Raw genomic sequence first — 24,720 nt, 5'->3', positions numbered from 1 at the left:
GAAGGCTAGCAGAGGTGTTTTGAGGTGCGCAACTCATTTTGAGGGGTGCAGCGCTGTTTTCGAGCCAGGGTTGCGCTACGGCGCCTTAGCCGCCCGTCAGGTCGAGGGTCAGGAACAGGCTGTTGGAATCCTCGGCATAACCTTCGAACGGACCACAAAGGACAAAGCCATGCGCCCGGTAGAGCGCGTGCGCCGGCTTGAAATAGTCCCATGAGCCGGTTTCGAGGCTGAGCCGCCCCATGCCGCGCGCGCGGGCTTGCGTGATGATGTGGCGGAGCATCTCGCCGCCAAAGCCGCGCCGCCGCGTGGTCTGGAGCGTGTGCATCGACTTCACCTCGCCATGCGCAGCCGAAAGCGATTTCAGCGCGCCGACGGCGACCAGTACCTCGCCGTCCCAGCCGGTCCAGAACGCGACGTCGGGCGCGCGCAGCCCGGAGAGATCGAGCGCATGGGCGCTGCCCGGCGCGGTCTGCGCCCGTGCAGCCGTGACGTGATGATCGAGCAGCGCGATGACGCGCGGATCAAAGGTGTCGCCGGTGCGGATCTGCATCGTCTGTTTCACTCCAGGATTTCATAACGCATCAGCACCATCACATCTTCCCGTAGGAGGCACCCCGGCGCGTGATGATGACGTAGCGCGCGTCCTGTCTGGTCTCGTTCTCGAAGATCACCGCGCGCATCACGTCGAAATCGAGACAATCGCCATCACGCAGACGCACAGTCTTGGCGTCGATATGTACGCAAACCGCACCCTCCAGCATCAGCAGCTGCTGGGTGAAGGCGTTGCGGCCCCAGGGGCTGTAGGAGACGCGCGCGCCGGCCGGCAGGTCGACGACGATGATCTCGATACCGCTTGCCGCATCCGGCGGCGAGGCATGGCGCCGCCGGTAGCCGCTGTCGGGATCGCGCCAATGCGGCTGGTCGGCAAGCCGCACCAGCCGCTCCGGCGGCTTCTCCGCGAGGGCAACGACGTCGCTCAGCGTGACATCGAGCGCCGCGCAGAGCTTGTTGAGCAGCGCAGCCGTCGCACTGCTCTGCGCCCGCTCCACCCGCCCGATCATGGCCCGGCTGACGCCGGAGCGCGTTGCGAGTTCGTTCAACGTGATGCCCGCCTGCGTCCGCAGCGTCTTCAAGCGACGACCGATCGCGCGATCGAGTTTTTGCTGGTCCATGGCCCTTCATCCGAGCGTTGCCCGGCCAGAGACCGCACCCGCCAAAGCGTGAGGGAGCTTAAGCCAGCGAGCGGCCAATGCCGGGCGTCGGAGGCCAATATATTAGAATCTTGGTCCTGTTCGCGAGCGTGGCGTCATTCGCCCCTTGCTCGCCCCTGCGCATTTCGCGCGGAAGCATCGCCCACCAGCCGGTGATACTCGCGAATACAAAGATCGAGATCGGACCGGAGGCGATACGCGGCTTCTATGTCGAAGCTCATATAATTGGTCGGCTCCCCTTCCGGGCCTGCATAAGCGTCGGGGCGCATCCTGAGAGCAACGAAGTATTGGCCACCCTCCACGCTCTTCTTGACGCGCCATTGAAGGAAGGAGCGTGGATATCCGCCTTTGATTTCAGGTGTTTCAAACACGACGTCGCCCAGAGCCTGATTCAAGAGCTTGGATCTCGCCAGAATCTTTTTGACGGATGCCCACATGGACCAACACCTTGAGGCCAGTTGCAGTTCGCCCAAGTCTTCGAGCGCTGGATTGGGATACGGCCGACGCTGTCTCTTCAAGAGCTTGGAGCGGGCGAAGGGAATCGAACCCTCGTATGCAGCTTGGGAAGCGAAGAACGGAGAGTGAAAAGCTTTAACCAAGGCAAAGCTAAATCTTTGAAATGTAGTAATTTTTCGGTATTATGGCGATATTCCGAGCGTAGAACATTTCGGGTGTTTCGGAAGCTGCATTTGTACGATTGTTGTATGGGCGTGGGATGTCGAAAAGTCCGGTCTACGAGCGAGAAGTGAAGTCGTTGAACGAGAACGACGTCCAAAGCGCCATCTCCTACAGCGCGAGCGGCGCAATGGCCGGCAAGGTAGCCGAATGGCGCGATAAGAAAACGACGGGACTGACGTTGCGCATCACGCCGGGCAAGGTCGTCTGGTACGTGCGCCGTCGTGAAATAACTTTGAGGCTGGGCTCGGCTTCCGAAATCAATCTCGACCAGGCCCGGTATTTCGCCGGGCAGACGAACCTCGCCGCCAAGCGCAAGCGTGATCTGCGCGAATTCGTCGACCAGCTGGTGCGACTGACGCTCACCTCGAAATACAAGGATGAACTGGGACACCACGAAGCGGCGGATCAATTCGCCGACGAAACGTCGCTGCTCGCCTACCGGAAGCGAACCGGCGACACTGGCGTCACCTGGACTTGGAAGGCGCTGACCGCGAAGTTTCTCGAGTACAAGCTGCCGAAGCTGAAGGCCAGGTACCGCGAGAAGTACGCCCGCTTCCTGCAACTCGATGAATATGCGTCGGTCAACGAAAAGTTGGTTGGCGAGATCAAGCTGCGGGACCTCGAGCGTCTCCGAGACAATATTTTTTCCACTCATAAGAAGTCGACCGTCAACAGAGCCGTCACGCAATCGAAGAGCATGCTGACGTGGGCATGGAAATTCCACGCAACGGATTCCGGACTGGACGACGTCGAAGTGGGGTGCTGGCACCGGTGGTCGTTCGAATACGCCTCGGGCAAACGCACCCACGCTCCAACCATCGAGGAAATCGCGCGCACCCTGGTGATCGCCGAGAAGTTTCGGAAGCTTGCCGAGGGAGAACATGAGACCTATCCGGGTACGTTGGGCGCGCTGTGGGCGGTCGCTTTGACGGCGCAAAGAACCGGCGGCCTTCTGCAGTTGCGCGCCGACCGCCTCTTCGATCCCGACAGAAAGGACCGCAAGCTGCGAGGATGGAAAATCGCGAACTGGACCGAAGAGGAGATGAAAGGCGGACGCGACGGAGGGCGTCCCTTCTCGCTTCCTATCCCCCCGGAGGCATTGGGGATCCTAGCGGCCTATCACAAGGAATCGGGAGGCGAATCGGAATGGATGTTCAGCGGCCGCGATGCGGAGGCGCACATCAGCCAGTCCGCGCTGAACCTTCTGCTGCACCGACTTCAGGGACGCGTCTACGACCATACGGTGAAGCAGAAGCCCCAGCGCAATGGCAAGCCTGGTCCCAAACCGAAGCCCAAGAAGCTGCGGCCCAACCTGTTCGCGCTCTATGGCATAGAGCCTTGGACGCCGCACGAGTGCAGGACGACCATGACGACATTCCTCGACGACAGGCGCCTCGGTGGAGCGGCCACCGCGATACTCGGACACAAGATGGTCCACGACCGCGTCGATGAACGCGAAAGAATGGCGACCGTGACCGAGCAGCACTACAACCGCTCTCAAAGGATCGGGTTGAAGGCGGAAGGCATGACGCTCTGGGTAAAAGCGCTTCTCGCGGCGTATAAGAAGGAAAAGCAGAAGTTTCGCGACTTGCGACAAGCCAAGCTCGCAGCCTGATTCCAAACGGATCACGCGCAGCTGGCGTGGAGAGTGGGATTCTCTGCCTGGGTGTAAATCGGGGTAGGGGCCGACACCGATGGGCGAGCTAGAATATTGGTCCAGCAAGCGGCGATGGGGCAACCTTGGACGCCTCTTCACACTCGGACAACATGCGTAGCTTGGCACGCCGTCGTACTGGTCGCGGCGCGAACGATTGTAGCGATGCGGGGTGAGGCCTACTCCCTAGCGACCACGGCATCTAACCATGCGCAATTCAGGGGCGGCACGATCGGATCGGGCGCACGTACGCCGCGTGCCGCCGCGTCAATCCGCATGTCGCGTAGGCGCTTCCGCTGCTCATCGGGCATGTAGAGGCGCTCATGCCCCCAGAGCGACGGTCCATTGAACGTCTCGTGCGGTTGCCAGGTATCCGGATCGATGACGCGAGCGCCCCATCCGTACTCAACGAAGAAGCCAGACGGCGTGTTGACGTAGAACGAGGTCATATGGTCGTTGGTATGCCGCCCCAGGGTGTAGGCGACCCGCCCGTCATCCAGCTGCGCAAGATCATAGCCTTGCCCAACGTCGTCAAGGCTACCGAGCTCGACCATGAAGTGGTGCAGCGCCTTCCGGCCCGACCCTACCATTGCGAAGCTGTGGTGGCGGCCGTTGAGATGGAAGAAATATAGGCCGTAGGGCTTGAGCCCGAAATCGGAGACGTGGAAGCCGAGCACGTCGCGATAGAATGGCAGCAGCGGCTCGACGTCTTCGACGTTCAGAACCACGTGTCCCATCCCGAGGGCGCCGGTACGAAAGCCGGAGATCGGCCGCCCTGGCCGGAACGGCTCCGTCGCGAGCGCCGGCTGGCAGAACGCCTCAAGCCGGTTGCCCGCGGGATCCGCGAACTGGATCAACTCGCGCACATGGCGTTCATCGGCCAGCGCGCGCGATCCGCGCGTGACTTCGACGGCATGGCTTTCCAGCCTGGCGGCGAGACGATCGAGCTCCGCGGCTGTCGGAACTTCCCAGCCCATCACTGTGAGACCGGCGTCGTTGCCGGCGTCGACAATCAGACGCTGCTTTCGGTCATCCATCCGGAACGCTCGCGTCTTTCCGCCGCGATCGACCTGCTGCATGCCGAGCAACTTCGTCGCCATGTGACTCCACTGATCCAATTGCGACGAGCCGATGCTGATATAGCCGAGTGCGGAGATCTCCATCCAGGCTCCTCCATTGTGTTCATCGCGTCTGTTGGCCGCGCGGCGGCTTCGCCGGAGGTTGATGCCGACGCACCGCGATCGTACACTAAGTTTTGCGGACGCCTCGCGTTTGCAACACGTTAGGCTCCGTACCGTCCGGCACAAGGAAGGAAATTGAATTGTCCAAGGAGCGGACGCGCGACGAGCAACCGAAAGCCTCGGCGGGTGTACGCGCTTTCAAGCGCGGTCTCGACGTCCTCACCGAGGTAAATAGGTCCGGCGGCATGAGGGCTGCCGACGTGGCACGTGCACTTAGCCTCCCCCGGCCGACCGTCTACCGGCTGCTCGAGACCCTCGAAGAGCTCGGTTATGTGGCTCGCTCAGCGAGCGACGACCGCTTTCGCGTGACACGGCTGGCCTCCAGTCTTGGCGACGGTTACGATCCGAGCGTCGTGATCTGCCAGGCGGCGGCGCCTTATCTCGGCGAGTTGAGCAAGGCCCTGGTCTGGCCCGTCGACCTTTCCACCTACGAGAACGCCGCAATGGTGGTCCAGGAGACCACCCATTCCCGTAGCCCCATGTCGATCGACCGCGGCATGATTGGCAAACGCCTGCCCATCTTGCGGACATCGGCCGGTCGGGCGTACCTGGCAGCCTCAGCGGCGCGCGAGCGAGACTTGATCGTCAATCACTTGCGGCGGATCGACGAGGTGGAAGATCGCCCATTTCTTGGGGGGAACTGGCTCGAACGCATGATCGCCGAGACCCGTGAGCGTGGCTACGCAGTCCGCAATGAGGGCGAATACAACCCCAAGACCGCCTCGATCGCCGTGCCGATCGTTCGAGAGGAGGCTGTCTTCGGCTGTATTTCGATCATCTGGATCCGTTCCGCCCTGTCCTTGGAGGAGGCCGTTTCGCAGTTCTTGATTCCCATGCGCAAGGCGGCGGCCGAAATTCCGATCAACGGCTAGTTCACCCGTACGGGCAGAGAAGCCAGACCGCGTAGCACGTTGTTCAAGGCGAGCACCGGCTCGCCGATATCGAAGCTGCGCACCTTCTCGACCAGCACTTCCAAGAGAGCCGTCATTTCGAGACGAGCCAGATGCAGGCCGGCACACATGTGCGTCCCGTTTCCGAAACCGAGGTGGTCATTGGCGCGCCGGCGCACATCGAACCGCTCCGGATCTTGCCATTTCCGCTCGTCACGATTGGCCGACGCGTACAGCAGCAGCGCCCGGCTTCCGCCCGGAATGAGCACATCCGTGACGGTTGCGTTCGAGCTGACACAACGCGTGAAGCCGCGAATTGGAGACTCCAGGCGCAGCGCTTCGTTGATGGCGCTTGGGATCAGCTTCGGATCTTCACGGACCAGCTGCCATTGATCCGGATGTCTGCCGAACAGCAGGATCAGGTTAGCCGTCGCAAAGATCGTCGTGTCCAGGCTGGGGCCGAGATAATCCCGCATCAGGACAGGACAACGCTCCGGCTCGACTTCGCCACGATCGGCGGCCTCGAAGATCCGTCTGCCCCAGCTCCCAGGCCGCAATCGTTCGCGAATATCGGGGACGCCGAGGTAGGAGCGCATCTCATGTATATCCGCCATGGCGGCGCAGCCTCGCTCGTTCATCGTGCCGAGCACGTTGAACGTTGCCGACGCCCACCTGAGCATGCTGCCGCGCCCATAATCTTCGAGACCGACCAGCTTCGACACGATCGTAAGGGGCAAGTACTGCGCCAGATCTGTCACAGCATCGAATTGCTTCCGTTCCAGGAGGTCATCGACGAGCCGCCTTGCTTCTGCCCGGATCTGAGGACCGATCTCCTCGAGGGATCGCGGCGACAGGGGAGCGCCGATGATCGCCCGGAGCCGATCGTGCAAAGGCGCATCACTCGCGAGAGTCGTACCTCGCGACATTTCGTTGACATTGCCGTTGGCTGCGACGCCATCCGCTGACGAGAAGACGGTTGGGTTCCGCAAGGCCGCTCGGACCTCGTCGAAGCGGCCGATGGCGTAGAGATCGTGTCGCGGAAGCCAGACGGCGGCGCCGAGCTCCCTGAGCCTTCGGTAGTGAGGATAAGGATCACGAAGAACCTCGTCACTGTAGAGATCGACGTCGTAGGTAGGCACATCCAAATGGGCTATGTTCATGACCTTCTGTCCGCTTGCATGCGCGTATCAGCGGACCGCGGTCCACTCGCCCTTTTCGAGCTTGCCTAGAACCAGTGCGCTTTGATCCAGTCCGGTGTGATCATCGGGTCCGTAATTGTAGACACCCCGCGACCCCGCAACGCCGTTCAAGGATTCGATCGCGGATCTCAGAGCCTCTCTGAATTCCGGCGTGCCTGGCTCGGCGGTCTTCAGAGCCATGGGAGCGGCCTTCTCGAGCAGAAGCAAGGCGTCGTAGGACGACCCCGCGAAGATGTTCCGACTTCCCGCCCCGAACTTCGCCTCGTATTGCCGGATGAATTCCAGCGCGGACTTCTTCGCAGGATAGTCGTCGGGGAAGGACGCGGCCCCGACGGCGGGGCTCAGCGGGAAGAAGATCCCATCGCCCTGCGCACTGGTGAGCTTCCGGAAGTCGCCGAACGTCGCGCCTAGCGTGCCGTAGATCTGGCCCTCATATCCTTTCTCGCGCAATTGCAACAGCGGAAGGGCGGCTGGCGCGCCTGACGCCGCGATCAGTACTGCATCCGGACCGGCTGCTACGATTTTCAGCACCTGTCCCACAACCGTGGTGTCGGTCCGTGCATACTTCTCGTTGGCGACGAGCTCGATGTCGGCGGCCTTGGCCATTTTGGCGCTGACCTTGCTCCAGGCATCGCCGTAGGAATCGCCGAAACCGATCAGAGCCAGCTTCTTCACCCCGGACTTCTTCATGTTGGCGAACAATGGCGTCGCTTCATGATCGTCGTTGGTCGTGGTCTTGAACACCCAACGCCGCCTGGCGTCGACTGGCGCAACCAGCGCGTTGACGGGCGCCAGGGTGATCATGGGCAGCTTATACTCGACCGCTGGCTCGATCACCGCGAAGGAGGCGGGTGTCGTAGTCGGCCCGATCAGTAGGTCAATTTTGCTTTCCTCGTGCAGCTTGCGCAGCGCAGAAACGGCGGCCGTAGCATCCGAAGCCTCATCAAGGAACAAGTAATTGACTTTTTTCCCCCCGATTTCGGTGGGACCGAAGGCTGTTCCGTTGCGCTCGGCGTTGCCGATGGCTGCAGCGGGACCCGTCGCCGACAGAATGATTCCAACGTTGATGTCGGCGGCAAAGCTCGGCGCAGCGAACAATTGCATCACAAGGCATGCACGCAGCACGGATCGCAGCATCGTCGTTTCCTCCGCTTTGGACTGCCTCGGCAGATCAGCCTTATTGGCTTTGCTTTCTCCCTAGCGAAACCGGAATGCTTGCGCGTAGCATTATCGCCAACTTGTCCGGCTGGCGGACAAACGGCCGCTGGATGGGCTCGTCCGATGTGCGGACACTTGGCGACACGACCTTGAAGGTGGCGGACGGCTGGGAAACAGATGGAGTCATGCAGGATGGGTGTGCCTTCCAGAGCTATGATGTCGTGATCATCGGTCGTGGCCCCGTCGGGGCCACGCTCGCCAATCTGCTCGGCCTATGCGGAGTCAGGACGCTGGTGCTGGAGCGCGAGGCTCGTGCGTATCATCTTCCGCGCGCGGTGCACTTCGACGACGAATGCATGCGCGTGTTCCAAGCCATCGGCCTGGCTGAGGCGATCCTGCCCCACGTAATCGTCAGTCCTGGCATGCTCTTTCTCGACGCCGACGGCCGCATGCTGCTGGATTGGTCGCGGCCCCTGACACTAACTCCGCTGGGCTGGAACCTTAGCTACCGCTTTCACCAGCCGGATCTGGAGGAAGTGCTGATCGGCGGCCTGCAACGTTGGCCTCACGTGGCAACACGCAACCGTTGCGACGTGTTCGCGCTCGACCAGGATGAGACCGGCGTGCGGGTGCGCTACGAAGATCTCTCGAACGGGCAGCTCACCGAGGTCCGCGCCCGCTATGTGATCGGTTGTGACGGCGCCCGTTCGTTGGTGCGCCGCTTCATCGGATCCGGCATGGACGATCTCGGGTTTCACGAGCGATGGCTCGTGGTCGACGTGCTGCTCAAGCGAAACCGCGACGATCTCGGCGACTACAGCCTGCAGCATTGCGACCCCCGGCGGCCCGCCACCTATGTGCGCGGCACCGGCACGCGCCGCCGTTGGGAGATCACGGTTCTACCCGACGAGGATACGCAGGGCGTCACCCAGCCGACAAAGGTCTGGGAGCTGCTGTCGCGCTGGATCACGCCCGAGGACGCTGAGCTTGAGCGCGCCGCGGTCTACACTTTCCACTCCACCATCGCGCAGCAATGGCGCGACCGCCGCCTGATCCTCGCCGGCGATTCAGCCCACCAGACCCCGCCCTTCCTAGGGCAGGGCATGTGCGCCGGTATCCGCGATGCCGCAAACCTTGCCTGGAAGCTCAGCGCCATCCTAAGCGGCCATGCCGACGCGCGCCTGCTCGACACCTATCAGAGCGAGCGCCAGCCGCACGTCCGCGAGTTCGTCGAGCTGGCCATTCGGCTCGGCGGCTTGATCAACACCAAGGCGGTCGAAGCCGGCCTCGCCGCCGGCCAAGCACGCGAGAACGCGCCGGTCAAACTCGAGGTGAAGAAGCCCCTGCTCGGCCCCGGGCTTGCGCTGTCGGATCTACCAATGGCCGGACATCTCGCGCCACAATTCACGCTGCACGATGGCCGACGAAGCGACGACGCCATCGGTTACGCTTACGTCCTTCTCACCGAGTCCGCCGGCGCCATCCCCCGGCCGTTGCAACGCGCGTTCGGCGAGAACGGCGTGTCGATGCTCACCGGCGACGCAGCCGCCGGCGTCGGCACCTGGTTGCGCGACAACGGCCTCAGGTCCGCCCTCGTCCGACCCGACCGCTACGTGGTCGGCGCCGCCAGTAACGACGGGGAGCTCGACCGGCTCGCCGCCGCCGTCATCCTTCCAATCCACGTGCCTTCGCGGCCTGAACACATTCCCGAGGATATCCCATGAAGCTGCTTTCTTTCATCGCCGACGGCCGCGCCTCCTTTGGCGCCATCAAAGACAACGGCATCGTCGATCTTGCCACGCGCATGTCCGGTTGCACCTCGCTGCGGCAGTTGCTCGAAACCAACCGCGTCGCCGAGGCCGCTGAACTGATCGCAGCCAACGTCCCCGAGCATGCGGTCGACAAGATCGCCTTCGCACCGGTCATCCTGGACCCCGGCAAGATCATCTGCGTCGGTCTCAATTACCGGGACCACGTCGCCGAGACTGGGCGGACCGTCACCGAGAAGCCGGCGCTGTTCGCGCGCTTCGCCTGCAGTCAGGTCGGCCACATGCAGCCGATCGTTAGGCCGAAGGTCAGCGACAATTTCGACTACGAAGGCGAACTCGCGCTGGTCATCGGCAAGGAGGGCCGACATATCCCGGCAGACCGGGCGCTCGATCATGTCGCCGGTTATGCCTGCTACAACGAAGGAAGCATACGCGACTGGCAGCGTCACACCAGCCAGTTTCTGTCGGGTAAGACTTTTGCCAACAGCGGCAGTTTCGGCCCCTGGCTGGTGACAGCTGACGAAATCCCCGATCCATCGAAGCTCACGCTCCAGACCCGCCTCAACGGCACCGTGGTGCAGAACGCCACGACCGATCTGTTGATCACCGCGATCCCCGAGCTGATCGCCTACATCTCCGCCATCTGCCCCCTGGTCCCCGGCGACGTCATCGTGACGGGCACGCCGGGCGGCGTTGGTTTAAAACGCACGCCGCCGCTGTGGATGAAGCCCGGTGACACCGTCGAGGTCGAGATATCTGGGATTGGCGTCCTCCAGAATTCAGTGATAGCCGAGTAGGCATCCGCCGAGTTGAGGAAGCGAACGGCTGGCACCATCGCGGCGATCGGGTGGGAGCACGCTACTGAACCAAGCGGCCATACTTCATCCGATTTTCGCAAACGTGTCTCTAATGCTTCGAGGCGCCGCGGGCGCTCCTTCGGCGTAATCGGCTTGCCGGCCGGCTTTCGTTGATGAGATCGACCAGAGCGGTTTCGTACCGGTCTTCGAACTTGTCGGGTTCGAAGTTGCCGGCCTTCTGCTCGACGATATGCCGGGCGAGATCGAGCATGTCCTGGGTGACTTTGACGTCCTGGATCTCGTCGAATATTCGGCCGGATCGCGGACTTCGTACGGGTAGCGCAGTAGCGTCCCCATCAGGCCTTTGTCGAGTGGCTCCAGCGGGATGATGTGCTCGCGGTTGGTCAGCACCACGCGCCCGATCGCGACCTTGTCCATCTCGCGGATCGTTTCCCGGATTACCGCAAAGGCATCGTGACCGACCTTGCCGTCGGGCATGAGGTAGTAGGGGCGGATCAGGAAACGCGGGTCGATCTCGCTGCGGTCGACGAACTCGTCGATCTCGATCGTCCGAGTAGACCAGGGCGACGTTCTCGAGTTCCTCCTTGGTGACCTCAATGAACGTATCGGTGTCGACCTTGTAGCCCTTGACGATGTTCTCGTTGGGGGACCTCGTCGCCGGTGTCGGCATCGAGCTTCAGGTACTTGATGCGATGACCGGTCGCCCGGTTCAGCTGGTTGAAGAAGATCTTTCGCTCTCCCAGGTCGCCGGGTACAGCGCCACCGGGCAGGTGACGAGCGAGAGCCTCAGAAATCCTTTCAATGGCGGAGAGAGTGGGACTCCCATCCCCGATGCCGCGAATGCCCAGAAACCGCCGAAAAACAAGGATTCCTATAAAGCCCGGTCCAGTTTTGTGACCACCGCTGTGTACCACCGAGTCGCGCCGCTCGGACCGTCAATCTCGGCCGATTTCGAGGTGAATTGGGACAATGGATCTGCCTGTTCAACGTCGCCCCTCGACCAGGCAGGCGTCTAGTACCTGCACCATGCCGCCCCTTCTTCGCGTTCTTCGGTCTCGGCTTTTTGCTGTACTGTGTCCGTCAGATACCATGGCGGTTTTGGCCCCTGACCCGCCGGTCATCGCAGCTTCTGCGACATCACTTGGTTTGCGCCGGCGTGTGTTGCATCCCCATCCGTTAGCAGACGCTTGTCTGCTTCGGGTTCAAAAGCGGAAATATGGCCTCAAGTAGTCGCAAGCAGACGTACGATTTGTCACTTTCGTTTCGCTTTTGGCTTTGCGAGCTCACGGGCGCTGTCAATGACGAGCTGCAAGACCGGGCTGAGCGCACGATCCCTAACGGTGACCATCCCGTTTGGCCGACGTGCCGCCGGCAGTTCAACGGACAAGACTTTAAGTGCCGCCCCCCTGGTCAGAAATTTCAGTGCGGAAGCCGGGAACACCGTGATGAACCTCCCCGTCTCCAGCAGGCTGACCCGCATATGGGGGGAATCAGTGACCACCGTCGCGCGTGGATACTCAAATCCGCTGGCGCGAAAGGCTTGGGTGAGGATTGATCCGATCACGCTCTCCCGCGGTGGAAGTACCCAACGCTCCTCCGCCAGATCGGGGAGCTCGATGTTGCGCCGCCGAGCCCATGGATTTTTAGCACCCGCCGCAACGACATAGCGATCTTCAAAAAGAAACTCGAAACGCAGCCGCTCGTCAGCAATCGGGCCGCTGCTCCGCACGATCAACAGATCGACTTTGCGCTCGCTCAGGTCGCGGTGCAGTGTCTCCAGGTAGCCGGTCACGAGCTGAAATCTGATCCGCGGATGACGCCGGGAGAGCCGATCTATGAGAGCGCAAACAAAGCTCGCCGCCAGAAAAGCCGTGCTTCCAATCCGCACTTCTCCAGCGGTGGGGTCGGCCAGAAATTCGATGCTCTTCGCGCCCTGGCGCAGTTCGTCGAAAACCGCGGCGCCGCAATCGAGTAGGGCGCGGCCGCACTCGGTCGGCTCAATTCCGCGCCGGTGGCGATCCAACAGGCGGACGCCGAACGCGCGCTCAAGCTCCGCGATCGATCTCGAAATATTAGGCTGAGTGGTATTGAGCACGAGCGCCGCCTTGCCCATGCTGCCAGCCTGCACCACCGCCATCAGTACATGCAGGTCCTGCAGCTTCATTCGTTTTCCGATGCGATCGCTCATCTGCATGAGAGCACCCATTTCCATTTTGAGATGATCTCATCAGACAATAGCCTTATGCGCTTATGACAACATCAACTATCCTCAGCCCGTTGAAGAGAGCCGGCGCCAGTGCAGGTTCGACGGAGCAATGCCTATGACGCCCTCCCGACGTCAATTCCTGCACCTTGCGGTGGGCATGGCTGCGCCACCTCTGCTGTCGGGCTTGGCTCGGGCCGATACTTACCCGTCGCGACCGGTCCGCATCATGGTTGGCTTCGCCGCGGGCGGCCCAAATGACATCCTTGCGCGTCTGGTCGGGCAATGGTGTTCGGAGCGGCTCGGCCAGCAATTCGTCGTCGAGAACCGGCCCGGAGCGGGGAGCAATATCGCCACTGATGCGGTCGTGCGTGCGCCTCCGGACGGCTACACGCTGCTGCTGGTCGGTTCTCCCAACGCGATCAATGCGACGCTCTATGAAAATCTTGATTTCAATTTCCTGCGGGATATTGCGCCGGTCGCCAGTCTGACCCGTGGCGCCCTGGTGATGGTGATACACCCATCGGTTCCTGCCCATACAATTCCGGAGTTCATCGCCTATGCCAAGGCCAATCCCGGGAGACTCTCCTATGGTTCGGGCGGCGTGGGCGGGATCACCCATATCGCCGCGGAACTGTTCAAACAGGAAGCCGGCGGGCTCGATCTTCAGCATGTGCCCTATCGAGGTGTGGCGCCCGCGATCACGGATCTGCTCGGCGGGCAGGTACAGGTCGTCTTTGTGAACCTGGCGCCATCGATCGGGTACATCAGGAGCGGCAAGCTGCGCGCCCTCGGAATAACGACGGCAGCGCGATCCGAAGCGCTGCCGGATGTCCCGGCCATCGGTGAATTCGTGTCGGCTTATGAGGCGAGTTCGGTATTCGGCATCGGCGCGCCGAAAGACACGCCAGCCGCGATCATCGACAGGCTCAACAACGAGACCAACGCCGCTCTGGCCGATCCCGGTTTCAGGATGCGCCTTGGTAGTCTCGACGCCACAGCACTCGGCGGCTCGCCCGGTGATTTCGGCAAGCTAATGGCCGGTGAAACCGAGAAGTGGGCCAAAGTGATCAGCCTCGCGAAGATCCGACCGGAATAGCGCGGCGACCTCTTGGATAGCAGCAATCTCCGTGCATGTCCACCGCGTGCAGGAAGAGACGTTCTATGTACTGGAGGGCGAGTGCGACTGGCAGGTCGGCGACGAACGCGTACGCGCGACCCCCGGCACTTATCTCTTCTTGCCGCCGGGCGTGCCACACAACATCGCCAACGCGTCCGACACCATCGCCCGCGTGCTCATGACAGTGTCTCCGCCTGGTCACGAGCGCTATTTCGAGGAGCTCTCCGAGACGGTGGCACGAGGCGGTGCGGATCCAACGACAATTGCAGAGTTGCGGGCTCGCTATGACACGGAACAGCTATCGGCGCTCAGAAGCCAGGCGATTTCCACCCCAACGGCCTGAAAACGCAATTGCTGTCGGCTCCCAAAATGTCTCGTTTGGGTCAGAAGCGTCGGTCCGGCGACCGGCTGCGGACTTCCGGTTTGCCTTTATGAACCGACATGTAGATGCACCGCGTCAACGGAAGCGAAGGGCCAAGAGGAGATATGTCCCATCGAGTGTATCTTGGACACTCTTCCAATCACATATTGGCCTTCGCCACGTAGAGCCCGGCGACGCATTTGTACCGCTCGAATGCCAGTCATCAGACCGGTAGATCGCGTGAGCGGTGCAGCCGTGAGCTGAAGAAAGGCAAAGCACCCGCAACGACCGTGACGAACATATTACAAAAATCCGAATAAAACTCATGAAAAAGGTCAAAAGGCAACAAGACCGGGCAAGCAACAATCGTCCTCCCAGAACAAGGCTTCAGGGGACAATGGGCGCCAATCCTTTGCTCCGGATCGCGGGCGCAGCGGCCGGCGAGCGCAAGAATGTCGAATCGAATACAAAAATCGGGTCGCCGTGATCTCCGGTGACACCCGCTACAACGCCAATGTGCTGCGCTACGGCGCGGATGCTGACCTGCTGGTGCATGAGGTCGCCATGGCGCGGCCGGAACTTCTGAGCGAAGTTTACATCCGGCGCATCCTCAATCATCACACCTCGCCTCAGGAGGCTGGGCGAGTGTTTGCGCAGACCAAGCCGAAAATGGCCGCTTTTACCCATCTCGTGATGCTCGCGAGTAAAACGGTCGCGGCCCCTGCTATAGAGGATTTAGTGGCGGCGACCCGCGAGACCTATTCCGGGCCGCTTGTCGTCGGCGAAGATCTGTCTAGCTTCGAGATAGGCGAGACAATCACAGTCCGACGTTCAAAATCGGAGAGCTGAAAATGTCGGCTTCGGGTCATTCGGTTTCGTTGCCCGACCTTGGGCGACTTCCGGTCTACCCGAGTGAACGGACGTTCTCGGGTTAGCCGGGCATGTCTCAGAGGGGCCACGAGGGGAAGTTGCTTGCGGGGTCAAGAAAGAGGCCGCCCACTGAGGCGGCCTTACCTTTTCACGCGTCGCCGCTCTAAGGGCTAGGGCGACGATGGAGCCGACCATAACGCCTCCAATGGTCAACAGGATTAGGATGATTGCCAGCACAATCGGCTGTCACTGCCGTTGGATTTCGTCTGGACGCCTAGTCTCGCTGTGGGGCCTGCGTTCCGTCCGCGCGCACTCGGCTTTCTCGAAATACTTTAGGGCAGTACGTGGAGCGCTTCGGCTTTGACCGGGTCCGATTCAGCAAGTGCCATGCGGGCCGTAACCTCAGCTTGCCGCAAATAGTAATCCGCCGTTGGCACGCACGAACTCCCAGATCGACTGTCCAGAATGCACAGAGGGTTTTACTTCCGCCCTGTGGCACCCTCTAGAGATGCAACAGGCCGATACCCCGGCCTGCATGAGAAATCCGCCAACTCCAGAACTGATGGCGAAACGGGCTGAGCGGACGTCCACAAGCGGTCTTTCACCGGCTGCGCGCGGCAGGTCGGCTCTGGGCCAGGATGCGACATCCCGAGCAATAGCTTTCAGTATGAACGGCGCAAAGACCTCGGACCATGCCAGGGCCCTTCGCGATGACGGGGGACGCCGCCGAACTTACAGCTCCGACGCCCGGTTGCGGGTCTTCACGGTTCCTCAACTAACAAATGACCAGAGCATTCCTGATGCAGAGTGGCCACGTGTATCTGGCGCGCTACAGCAAATCCGGTGGATTAGGGTACCTTTCGGCACAGCTTTGAAACCTGAGAGAGTCGAAATGAAAAAGTTCCTTCTAGCTACCGTCGCTTTGGCCGCCCTAGCGGGTACGGCATCGGCAGCTGATATGGCCGCGCGTCCTTACACCAAAGCCCCACCGATGGAGGCCTCGCCGATTTACAACTGGACCGGCTTTTACATCGGCGGTCACGTCGGTGGCGCATTCGGTGGCAACAACAACATTCTGGCCCCCGGCTTCACCGGCACCAACAGCAACGATGGTGTGTTCATGGGCGGCGCCCAGGTCGGTTACGACCATCAGTTCTCACCGAGCTGGGTGCTGGGCATTGAGGCGAACTACAGCTTCCTCGACACCAATGACAATCCCTTCGTCAACCGTGGGCTCGGTTCGGTCACCGGTCGCCTCGGCTACACCTGGGGTCAGGCGATGGTGTACGTCAAAGGCGGTTATGCCTGGGCTGACTCCCGCCTTACGAATGGCTTCGGCGGCGGCACCTTCACCAACAACGGCGGTGGTCGCGACGGCTACACCGTAGGCGGTGGTCTCGAATACATGTTCGCCCAGAACTGGTCGGGCAAGGTCGAATACCAGTACTATGACTTCGGCACCCGGAACGCTCTCTTCACCAGCGCCGCTGGTGTTGTTACCGCCGTCGGCTTCCGCAATGACGAGCACACCGTCAAGGCCGGCCTGAACTATCGGTTCAATTGGGGCGCTGCCTCGGCTTCTCGTTACTGACGGCTTACACGACTACTGAAAGGGTCAGCCATGCGGGCTGGCCCTTTCTCATAAGCCGGAATGACTGGCGAGGATTACACGTTTATCGGACATCGAGGGGCGCTTCGTCTCCTCGCCCTGCGGCATGCGCAAGGCGGACATCCGGCCCGGCTGGAGCACCAAGGTCGTGCTCGTGCCATGGCGCTGGTTCAGCCGGCGCTTACCTATCGCCGAAAGGAATGCTCGATCTCGCGCAGCCTAGCCAGGGCGCGTTAGTATCCCTTGGATAGTTGTTGGTCCGCAAGCCCGCTCGCCACCAATACAAGGGCAGCTATGGCCACGCCCTTGATCATGGCCTCTTCCGCTTTTGCATCACGAATAGCGACGGGATGTTGTGGAGGTGCGCGCGGCCTCGCACGGTAGGCTCTGTACTGCCGAGCGCGCAGGCGATCTCATCTAGTCGGTGCCCAGCCGCCACCGCCAGCAGTTGTTGACGCTCCTGCGGCGTCCACCTTCGTACCGACAATAACCGTGACTGTGCCATCCCTCCGGCGTCCCAGCGTGCCAATCCTTTTTGCCCGCCTCCGCTTAGCCACCATTCGCTGAGTCGCCCCCTTAACAAATGAGTTCGAAGCGAGCGGACCTGGAAGGCGTCGCATTTCCGGAACACTGCAGGCGTAAGTTTTCTGCGCTCGCTCGCACAAATTCCGATTCCTGCGTGAGGATATCAGGTCCGCTGGAAGGAGACTCTCGCTGGACCAGCCCACAGTAAATGCTTTCTCTATTTGCCCGCAGAATGTGCTCCCGCCTTTCCACGACAGCTTTATCGATCTGTAAGAAAATCCGGCTTAATTTTGCTCCATGGAAAAGCGAACCGCACGCCGTCAACGTGTATTTAAATCGGCAATCATCGAGTTTCCCGGGGGCGCCTTCAGTTGCGTCGTCCGAAACTTCTCCGACCTAGGCGCTAATCTGGACGTGCCCAGCGCATCTGGCATTCCGCACGAGTTCACACTCGTCATTCCGAGTGCGCAGTCCCAGCTTTCCTGTCGAGCGGTGTGGCGCTCGGAGCGACGGATCGGGGTTGCGTTTTCCTGATCATCAGCCTGGTGCTGGCGGTTGGTTACGCAGGCTATAAAGGCTCAGGCGTCCAAGACGCTGGCCCATGATCCGGCAGCCGGTTGACTTATCGCAAGCTCTAAATCACGGTCGTGCTCGCCGGCACGAGGCAGGGGCTAAGTGATGAACGACCAGAAGAACTACAACGAGCGCTACTTGCTGCGCTTGCTCGAACATGGCCCGTTTGAGCGGCGGCCGCGCGGAGGCTGGCGTTTCGGTGTCAAGGTAATCAGCGACGCCATCGTCGAGCGGCTCCTCGCCAGTGGCCGCGCGGAGATTACCGGCTCGCAATTAAGACTGAAGCCGCTGGCAAGCTCACCTCTAATCCGCCGAGCAGATCGAGCTGAGGTACGACCTCGCCATGATAGTGCTGGCGGAGCACCTGACGCGCGCGCGTGACGCGGCCACCACCACGTCGGCTGGCTGATCCGCATTGTTCAGGATGACCGCCCGCGCGATGCTGTCGCCGAGGTCTTGGTCGACGCGGGTGCGATGCACTGCCGGAAGGCAAGTGGCCGGTCTGTGACTATGGTCACGCTAGGCGTCGGCTCAAAGGCGACCTTGGGCTCGGCGGCCGAAGGTCTGCAACGGGTGGTCAAAGGCGGCTCGCAACGCAAGTGCAGCTTGGCGTCCGGTTTAGCACCAACAGCGGACATTACGGCGCTCGAACCGCTCTTCGGCTTAGGGCCGATTCTGTTGAAAAAGTCCTCGTTGCCGTCGGGCTCCAATTTTTAAGAGCCGCTGGTGCGTTTTGTGCTGTCAGGCGCGGCGGACCACATCAACGTCATCAAAATCATTCAGCGAACTTCTTCTTCGCCTGAAGAATGTATTCTCGGAAGAAATCAGAAGGAGGCAAGCTTTTGCGAGATTTTCGCATCGGCGTTATTTTCGACTTTTTCAACAGAATCGGCCAGAAGCTGACTTCGTCGGCATTATCACTGCCACGGCTTGAAGGGCCGTCGCGGCTGGGGGCTTTATTCAAATGACTTGACGCGGAGCTATCGCTCTGATAATAATAATTATGATGGTTACAAAAGCTATTATATTGCATGGATCCTCGGAGGTCGACCCGGCGCCACAACCTTATCGCCTCGTTCCGGCGTATCTGATCCGGCGGCTGCACATGATCTCGACCGCTGTCATCGCCGAAGAATTTGAAGAGGAGGACATGAGCGTCCCGGAATGGGCGGTCCTAACGATCATTGAAAACCATCCGGAGATAGATCAGAGCCGCCTTGCCGAAGTGGTCGCCGTCGACAAGACAAACACTGGCCGACTGGTGGATCAGCTCGAGGCAAAGGGGCTGGTAGAACGGCGGCCTAATGATTCAGACCGGCGCGTCTGGATGCTCCGCTGCACCCCTCTCGGTCACAGGATCAGAAAGCGGCTGCGTCCACGAGCGCTCGCCACTCAAGAGAGGCTGCTATCCTGCCTCGAACCGGCGGACCGCGAGCTGTTCATCGAGTTAATGTCCAGAGTGGTCAGGGCCAACGAGAAATATGTCCGCCCTGGCGCCGGACGTCGAAAGCGGAAGTCGCGCTGAACGCAATTCGGAAGGAGTAGGCATGAGCATCTTCGTTCGCTTCTTCGCTGCCGTCGGTCTTCTCCTCGCCATCTCCTGCTGGAGTTCCAAGCTCGTGGCGGCCGACTGGCCTTACCGGACGGTCCGCTTGATTGCACCCGTGCCAGCAGGAAGTGGTTCTGACTTCAGCGCTCGACTGTTTGCCGAACGGCTTTCAGAACAGTGGGGACAGCCCGTCGTCGTGGAAAATCGGCCCGGCGCCGACGGAGTGATCGGGGTCTCTGCTTTTCTCAACACGGAGGATGATCACACCCTGCTTTATGCCATCTCCGCAGTATTTACCTTGCTTCCAATTACGCACGAGAAGTTACCCTATGATCCTGTGCGTGACTTGGTCCCGATTTGCCCCACGTCGGACGTTGTCTTAGCGATAGCGGTGACCGGAAAACGATCGATCCGTTCGCTCGATGATCTGGTTCAAACAGCTCGCGCCGAACCGGGCAAGCTGAACTGGTCTAGCTCGCCAGGCCTTCCGCCCTTTGTTGTCGGCGGATTCTTCAAGAATGCAAAACTGGAACTCGCCTTTGTGCCCTATAGGGACCTTGCTCCTGCACTACAGGACCTGGGTGAGGGCCGCATAGACGTCTTCGTTCATGCACTTAGCGTGACAATGTCGCAGGTGCAGTCAGGGAGAGCTCGGCTCCTGGCGGTAGCGAGCGACGCCCGCGCACCGCTTGTCCCTGATGTCCCCACGGTCGCGGAGGCCGGCTTCCCGGACCTTCGCATGGACGGTGTGGTTGGCTTATTCGGCAAGCGCGGAATTCCGCATACCTTGCGAGACCAGATTGCATCCGCCGTCAGCGCCGTCGCGAACGATCCTGGCATCAGGCAAAGGCTGGCTCACGTCGGACAGGCCGCTCATCCAGGGACGGCGGCCGAATTTGCAGCTTTGCTCGACGAACGGCGTCGCAGTCTTGCTGACCTCGCGAAAGCAATGGACTTCAAGCCGACCCAGTGATTTTCGCAGCATCCGGACCATGCCAAGCCAGAACCGTCACTCAAGGAGCGCATCCATGACAAGCGATCCTCGCCTCGACTTGCTGACTCTGATCAATGGCTTCCAGGTCACGAAGGCGATTAGTGTCGCAGCAAAGCTGCGAGTCGCCGACCATCTAAATGACGGCGCTCGATCGGTGGACGAGCTCGCGGTGCTGACGAAGAGCCATCCCGATTCGCTGTACCGGCTGTTGCGTGCGCTCGCCGCCGTCGGTGTGTTCCGGGAGGAAGAAGGCAGATATTTTGCGCTCACCCCGGTGGGTGATTGCTTGCGTGCCGACTCCGCGACACCGGTCGGAGCCTGGGCGGAAGTGGTCGGAAGCCCCTATTATTGGCAAGCGTGGGGGCATCTGCTGCACAGCGTGCAAACGGGCGAGAACGCATTTCAACACTTGCACGGCAAAAGTGTCTGGCAATTACGCGCAGAGTACCCCGAATACGGCGCGACCTTCGATCAGGCTATGGCGCAATTCTCACGGGACGGAGCCGACGCAGTGCTCCGCGGCTATGATTTCTCGCCGTTCAGTCACGTAGTCGACGTGGGTGGCGGGCGAGGCTCGATGTTGGCGGCCCTGCTATGCGCTCACCCTCACCTTGGCGGTACGCTGTTTGATCAACCCGACGTCGTCGCGGGAGCAAAAGCCGTTCTGGCAGAACGCGGCGTGCTCGACCGCTGCAAGATCGTGGGTGGAAGCTTCTTCGAATCGGTCCCTGAAGGCGGAGACGCCTATCTGATGCGGGTGGTCATTCACGATTGGGAAGACACGGAAGCTGCTGCTATCCTCACCGCTTGTCGGCGCGCGATGACCAAAGGCGCAAAGTTGCTTCTGATCGAACGGATTGTTGGGCCTCCGAACGAAATGCCGGCAACCAAGTTCAGTGATTTGAACATGCTGGTCTCCCCCGGCGGGCGAGAGCGAACCCTTGAGGAGTTCGCGGAGCTCCTTGCCAACTCGGCGTTCGAGTTGACGCGGGTGTTTCCGGCTGGCATCCAAAATGTGATCGAAGCACAACCATGGTAGGCCTCGCGGCTTATCATTCGAGCCCAAGGACTGCGAGCCGAACGTCTGCCTAAGGTCCAAACGTCCTCGGTCACGCTGAGATTGCTGCAAGGTCCGCAATGGGTCATGAGCGTCGATTCGCCCGCGTCTTCCCGATGTCCGGTCTGCCTTCCACTACCGACGTGCCGCACACGGTGGCGACCTTCGGCTACGGGCCAGTTCCGGACGCCTCCCGATTTCACTCAATCAGTTCGTCGGCCTCTATGAGAATGGATGGTGGTACTGTGAGGCTGAGTGCTTTCGCAGTTCGCATGTTGATGACTAGTTCGAACTTCGTCGGCCGCAGGACTGGAAGATCGACCGGTCTCGCTCCGCGGAGGATCTTGCCCGCATACACTCCGACCTGACGGTAAGCGTCGGCGAGGCTGGCACCATAACTCATTAGCCCGCCATCCGCCGGAAACTCCCGAATGTGGAAGATGCCGGGCAATTTGTGAGTAGACGACAGAGCAATGATCTTGCTCCGCCGAGAGTCGAAGAATGGATCGTTCTGCACCATCAGCGCCGAAACGCCAGCTTTAGTCAACGCGGCGAAACCAGCCTCGATCTCAATATCGGTTGTTGCGCTCTGCACGATTACCTCGCGGCCGAGCGACTGAGCTGCGCTGACTACTGACCGCCGGAACTCGTCGAACGCTTCCATTCCGAAGGCCGGGTTGAGCAAAAGCCCCACAACGCGAGCCGAGGGCACCAATGTGCAGAGAAGCTCCAGCCGTTTGGCGCCCAGATCGCCCGTGAAGAAGTTTACACCAGTGGCCGTGCCTGGCCGATTCATGCTTGCGACCAGACCGGCGCGCACTGGATCCTGCCCGACGACGAAGACAAGCGGCACGGCGATGGCCTCCGCCTTGGCTGCGAGTGCGGCCGGATCGCCGGTAGCAACAATGACCGAAAGCGGTCGGCTCCGCAGATCGGCGACAAGGGGCCCCAACTGACTGTAATCGCCCTTCGCCCAGCGATACTCGATGGCGACGTTTCGGCCTTCGACATAGGCCATTTCTTCGAGCCCGCGCCGGAAGGCATCCATGTGAATCGTAGCTTCTTCGGGCGAGCGCGTACTAAGGAAACCGATCAGCGGCCGCGCAGGTAGTTGCTGGGCGCTCGCAGCAACCGGCAACGTTGCCGAAACAGCCGTAATTCCTCTAATGAAATCTCGCCGCCGCATTTGTCGCTCCAAAATACGCCGCGATAGCAGCAGCGATGCACAATTGTCAGGACTCGCTTCAAAGGTGAATTTGCGCTGAAGTTCTCAGGCTGTCCATCTCGCGTCCCCGTAAATCGCATCGATCGACCCTGAGTTCGTGATTTCCGAGCTACCGCCGGGAGCGGACATGTGGCTGCACTGCCACAACTGACGCAACGGGCCAGTAGCCGACCTGTTTGAGTGTCGGCGGATCATTCTGGCAGTCCAGATGCGCGGAGAGCTTTGGCTAGTTTCGATGCCAATTCAGGCGCGCAATCCACGCCGGCGAATTGTCCGCTGATGCGAAAGCCAGGCTGCAATTCCAGCACGCAAGCTGCCGCGGCCTTCGCCTCTTCCATACGTCCGAGCGCGGCAAGCGACGCGGCGAGTTGCACCCAGGTGATGCTGTCGGAGAGCTTCCAGCTTGAGCCCGGCAGCGGGCGCATCTTTGTCAACCTGCCCGATGCGCGCGCGGTCGCGGTGGTGGACGGCGCATCCGCGAAGCAGATCGCCAACTGGCCGATGGACAAGGGCGGCAATTTCGCGATGACCATTGATCGTGACCGCAGCCGGGTGCTTCTGGCGTATCGCAGCCCCGCCGCACTTGTCGTATTCTCGACGGACGGCAAGCCGATCGCGATTGCGGACACCTGCGGCGACGTCGATGATCTCTTCGTCGATGCAAAACGTGAACGTGTCTACGTGAGTTGCGGCGCCGGCTACGTCGACGTCTTTGAAGTCGATGGATCGGTTTATCGACGCATCGCTCGCCCGCCGACGGCAACGGGCGCGCGAACGTCGCTCTTTGTGCCGGAGTTGGACCGCCTGTTCGTAGCGGTGCGTGCCGGCCCCGCCGGACCGGCAGCCATCTGGGTGTTCAAGCCAATGCCTTGAGATCGAGAATGCGGGAGGCCATGCATGCGCGTATGGAGCCGAGGCTTTCGCAGCTTTCCAAGACGGCTTGCGCCGAGCTTGATGGTCGCGCTGGGATTGGTGGCATGGTCTCCTCCAGCGTCGGCCTATCGGCCCTTCGACGGGACCGATGCGGCCGTCGCAAAGAAAGGGGAAATGGAAATCGAGTTACAACCGGCCGGGCGTCTGCGTGACGAGAGCGGAGCAAGCCTGATCGCGCCGGCTTGGGTCATAAACTACGGTTTGAGCGAAGACTGGGAAGCCGTCTTCGAGGGTCAGGGACAAACGCCGCCTTCTCCACCTGGACCGACCAGCCTGACCGCAGCCGGAGCGTTCCTCAAGCATGTGGTGGTGCCCGGGAGCTTGCAGGACAAGACCGGCCCAAGCATTGCGACTGAATTTGGCGTCCTGTTACCTGACAGCACTGGGGATTCCGGCGTCGGTCTAAGCCTGGCCGGGATCGTCTCGCAGCGATGGGATTGGGGGACCATCCATCTGAATGCCGAGACGGCCCTGACCCGCGACCATCACGGCGACCTCTTCCTCGGTGCCATCATCGAAGGACCGGCAACGTGGACACTGCGGCCCGTCGCAGAGATCTTCTATGAGCATGAATTCGGAAAGGAGGAGACTTTTTCCGGCTTGGTCGGATTGATTTACCGCGTCCGAGACGATCTGAGCTTCGACGTCGCGGTTCGTCATGCGCTCACCGGGAGGCAGCCGGTGAACGAGATTCGCGCGGGCCTGACCTTCGGCTTTCCGCTTTCCTTCTTCGAAGGTCACGCCGCGCGTCAGGCGTCGCCAGTTCCGCCTCGATAGCTACTTGCGGTCCTGGTCCTCGGGGTGTGCACGCCAATCGCGGCCGACGGTCTGATGGCTGTCGTCCGATGTTGCCTGGTTGGCATGGTCGCTCTCGCCGCCCTCGGCTTTCCAGTCGCGCCCGATCTTGACGTCCTCTGCGCGACTGCGATCCTGTTGACGGGACTGCTCGGACTGCTGCGGCGTCTGGGAAGGTTGTACCTGGGTGGACTGGGCTTGCGCACAGGTTCCGGCGAATGCGAGAGCTAGTGCGAGAGTGGACGAGAGTGCGAGCGATCTGGATTTGCTCATAGGTATCTCCCTTCG

Annotated in this window: 24 protein-coding genes and 2 pseudogenes; 15 read left to right on the top strand and 11 right to left on the bottom strand. The window is 61.0% G+C overall.

The genetic code is table 11. From position 1 onward, the window contains the following. Positions 1-85 precede the first annotated feature (85 nt). The 3 genes from JQ591_RS08420 to JQ591_RS08410 form a co-directional block, all read right to left on the bottom strand. Positions 86-550, bottom strand: coding sequence for a GNAT family N-acetyltransferase (locus JQ591_RS08420; protein ID WP_211395625.1), 465 nt, complete (start codon positions 548-550; stop codon positions 86-88). Between the two features lie 40 nt (positions 551-590). Next, on the bottom strand, positions 591-1,172 hold the full coding sequence (locus JQ591_RS08415; RefSeq protein ID WP_211395510.1) for a helix-turn-helix domain-containing protein: 582 nt from the start codon (positions 1,170-1,172) through the stop codon (positions 591-593). 134 nt (positions 1,173-1,306) lie between these two features. Beyond that, positions 1,307-1,648 (bottom strand): hypothetical protein, encoded by a 342-nt coding sequence (locus JQ591_RS08410; protein WP_211395509.1) that lies wholly within the window; start codon positions 1,646-1,648, stop codon positions 1,307-1,309. 308 nt (positions 1,649-1,956) lie between these two features. Here JQ591_RS08410 and JQ591_RS08405 point away from each other — a divergent pair, with 308 nt between their 5' ends. Beyond that, entirely contained in the window at positions 1,957-3,504 is a 1,548-nt protein-coding gene (locus JQ591_RS08405; RefSeq protein WP_349630370.1) for a hypothetical protein, read from the top strand. 218 nt (positions 3,505-3,722) lie between these two features. Here the strand turns inward: JQ591_RS08405 and JQ591_RS08400 are convergent, their stop codons facing one another. Then, positions 3,723-4,706 (bottom strand): VOC family protein, encoded by a 984-nt coding sequence (locus tag JQ591_RS08400; RefSeq protein ID WP_211380970.1) that lies wholly within the window; start codon positions 4,704-4,706, stop codon positions 3,723-3,725. 158 nt (positions 4,707-4,864) lie between these two features. Here JQ591_RS08400 and JQ591_RS08395 point away from each other — a divergent pair, with 158 nt between their 5' ends. Then, the gene (locus JQ591_RS08395; RefSeq protein WP_211380969.1) at positions 4,865-5,656 is read left to right on the top strand and encodes a DNA-binding transcriptional regulator; all 792 of its coding nucleotides are present in this window, start codon (positions 4,865-4,867) and stop codon (positions 5,654-5,656) included. On the opposite strand, the gene JQ591_RS08390 is transcribed toward JQ591_RS08395, so the two are convergent. Both JQ591_RS08390 and JQ591_RS08385 read right to left on the bottom strand, forming a co-directional pair. Then, positions 5,653-6,834 (bottom strand): cytochrome P450, encoded by a 1,182-nt coding sequence (locus JQ591_RS08390; RefSeq protein WP_211395508.1) that lies wholly within the window; start codon positions 6,832-6,834, stop codon positions 5,653-5,655. The genes JQ591_RS08395 and JQ591_RS08390 overlap by 4 nt on opposite strands. Positions 6,835-6,861: 27 nt before the next feature. Beyond that, a complete protein-coding gene (locus tag JQ591_RS08385) occupies positions 6,862-8,010 on the bottom strand; it encodes an ABC transporter substrate-binding protein (RefSeq protein WP_211380968.1) in 1,149 nt (382 codons plus the stop codon). A 206-nt stretch (positions 8,011-8,216) separates the two neighbouring features. Between JQ591_RS08385 and JQ591_RS08380 the strand changes: the two genes are divergently transcribed. Beyond that, positions 8,217-9,755, top strand: a complete 1,539-nt coding sequence (locus tag JQ591_RS08380) for a bifunctional 3-(3-hydroxy-phenyl)propionate/3-hydroxycinnamic acid hydroxylase (RefSeq protein WP_211395624.1) — start codon at positions 8,217-8,219, stop codon at positions 9,753-9,755. Continuing rightward, positions 9,752-10,597: a fumarylacetoacetate hydrolase family protein gene (locus JQ591_RS08375; protein WP_211380967.1), complete on the top strand. Its 846-nt coding sequence runs from the start codon at positions 9,752-9,754 to the stop codon at positions 10,595-10,597. The genes JQ591_RS08380 and JQ591_RS08375 overlap by 4 nt, the downstream gene beginning before the upstream one ends. A gap of 125 nt (positions 10,598-10,722) precedes the next feature. Here JQ591_RS08375 and JQ591_RS08370 read toward each other — a convergent pair. Both JQ591_RS08370 and JQ591_RS08365 read right to left on the bottom strand, forming a co-directional pair. After that, positions 10,723-11,444: pseudogene (locus JQ591_RS08370) on the bottom strand (Ku protein); the annotation flags it as partial. Between the two features lie 426 nt (positions 11,445-11,870). Next, complete coding sequence (locus tag JQ591_RS08365; RefSeq protein ID WP_211395507.1) at positions 11,871-12,812, bottom strand: LysR family transcriptional regulator; 942 nt, start codon at positions 12,810-12,812, stop codon at positions 11,871-11,873. Between the two features lie 127 nt (positions 12,813-12,939). Here JQ591_RS08365 and JQ591_RS08360 point away from each other — a divergent pair, with 127 nt between their 5' ends. From JQ591_RS08360 to JQ591_RS08340, 6 genes and pseudogenes are all read left to right on the top strand, one after another. After that, positions 12,940-13,920, top strand: a complete 981-nt coding sequence (locus tag JQ591_RS08360; protein WP_211395506.1) for a Bug family tripartite tricarboxylate transporter substrate binding protein — start codon at positions 12,940-12,942, stop codon at positions 13,918-13,920. Positions 13,921-13,951: 31 nt separating this feature from the next. Further along, a pseudogene (locus JQ591_RS08355) lies at positions 13,952-14,284 on the top strand (cupin domain-containing protein); the annotation flags it as partial. A 501-nt stretch (positions 14,285-14,785) separates the two neighbouring features. Then, positions 14,786-15,151 (top strand): MBL fold metallo-hydrolase, encoded by a 366-nt coding sequence (locus tag JQ591_RS08350; RefSeq protein ID WP_211395505.1) that lies wholly within the window; start codon positions 14,786-14,788, stop codon positions 15,149-15,151. Between the two features lie 913 nt (positions 15,152-16,064). Further along, a complete protein-coding gene (locus JQ591_RS08345) occupies positions 16,065-16,763 on the top strand; it encodes an outer membrane protein (RefSeq protein WP_211395504.1) in 699 nt (232 codons plus the stop codon). 840 nt (positions 16,764-17,603) lie between these two features. Continuing rightward, positions 17,604-17,840, top strand: a complete 237-nt coding sequence (locus tag JQ591_RS35260) for a PilZ domain-containing protein (RefSeq protein ID WP_247361381.1) — start codon at positions 17,604-17,606, stop codon at positions 17,838-17,840. Positions 17,841-17,984: 144 nt separating this feature from the next. Then, on the top strand, positions 17,985-18,260 hold the full coding sequence (locus tag JQ591_RS08340; protein ID WP_211395503.1) for a hypothetical protein: 276 nt from the start codon (positions 17,985-17,987) through the stop codon (positions 18,258-18,260). A gap of 394 nt (positions 18,261-18,654) precedes the next feature. On the opposite strand, the gene JQ591_RS08335 is transcribed toward JQ591_RS08340, so the two are convergent. Then, positions 18,655-18,912, bottom strand: coding sequence for a hypothetical protein (locus JQ591_RS08335; RefSeq protein WP_211395502.1), 258 nt, complete (start codon positions 18,910-18,912; stop codon positions 18,655-18,657). A 72-nt stretch (positions 18,913-18,984) separates the two neighbouring features. On the opposite strand from JQ591_RS08335, the gene JQ591_RS08330 reads away from it, so the two are divergent. From JQ591_RS08330 to JQ591_RS08320, 3 genes are read left to right on the top strand one after another with little or no spacing between them, the layout of a single operon-like run. Continuing rightward, positions 18,985-19,404, top strand: coding sequence for a MarR family winged helix-turn-helix transcriptional regulator (locus JQ591_RS08330; RefSeq protein ID WP_211395501.1), 420 nt, complete (start codon positions 18,985-18,987; stop codon positions 19,402-19,404). A 22-nt stretch (positions 19,405-19,426) separates the two neighbouring features. Continuing rightward, on the top strand, positions 19,427-20,401 hold the full coding sequence (locus JQ591_RS08325) for a Bug family tripartite tricarboxylate transporter substrate binding protein (RefSeq protein WP_211395500.1): 975 nt from the start codon (positions 19,427-19,429) through the stop codon (positions 20,399-20,401). 55 nt (positions 20,402-20,456) lie between these two features. Beyond that, complete coding sequence (locus JQ591_RS08320) at positions 20,457-21,461, top strand: methyltransferase (protein WP_211395499.1); 1,005 nt, start codon at positions 20,457-20,459, stop codon at positions 21,459-21,461. Positions 21,462-21,678: 217 nt separating this feature from the next. On the opposite strand, the gene JQ591_RS08315 is transcribed toward JQ591_RS08320, so the two are convergent. Next, complete coding sequence (locus JQ591_RS08315; protein ID WP_211395498.1) at positions 21,679-22,665, bottom strand: ABC transporter substrate-binding protein; 987 nt, start codon at positions 22,663-22,665, stop codon at positions 21,679-21,681. A gap of 318 nt (positions 22,666-22,983) precedes the next feature. On the opposite strand from JQ591_RS08315, the gene JQ591_RS08310 reads away from it, so the two are divergent. Further along, entirely contained in the window at positions 22,984-23,577 is a 594-nt protein-coding gene (locus JQ591_RS08310; protein ID WP_349630369.1) for a YncE family protein, read from the top strand. A 24-nt stretch (positions 23,578-23,601) separates the two neighbouring features. Further along, the gene (locus JQ591_RS08305; RefSeq protein WP_249136586.1) at positions 23,602-24,414 is read left to right on the top strand and encodes a hypothetical protein; all 813 of its coding nucleotides are present in this window, start codon (positions 23,602-23,604) and stop codon (positions 24,412-24,414) included. Here the strand turns inward: JQ591_RS08305 and JQ591_RS08300 are convergent, their stop codons facing one another. Beyond that, positions 24,415-24,705, bottom strand: coding sequence for a hypothetical protein (locus tag JQ591_RS08300; protein ID WP_211395497.1), 291 nt, complete (start codon positions 24,703-24,705; stop codon positions 24,415-24,417). Positions 24,706-24,720 lie beyond the last annotated feature (15 nt).

The organism is Bradyrhizobium canariense (genome assembly GCF_018130465.1).
GTDB lineage: Bacteria > Pseudomonadota > Alphaproteobacteria > Rhizobiales > Xanthobacteraceae > Bradyrhizobium > Bradyrhizobium canariense_C.
Note: the sequence above shows the minus strand (reverse complement) of the source record. Positions and strands in the feature narration are given on the sequence as shown.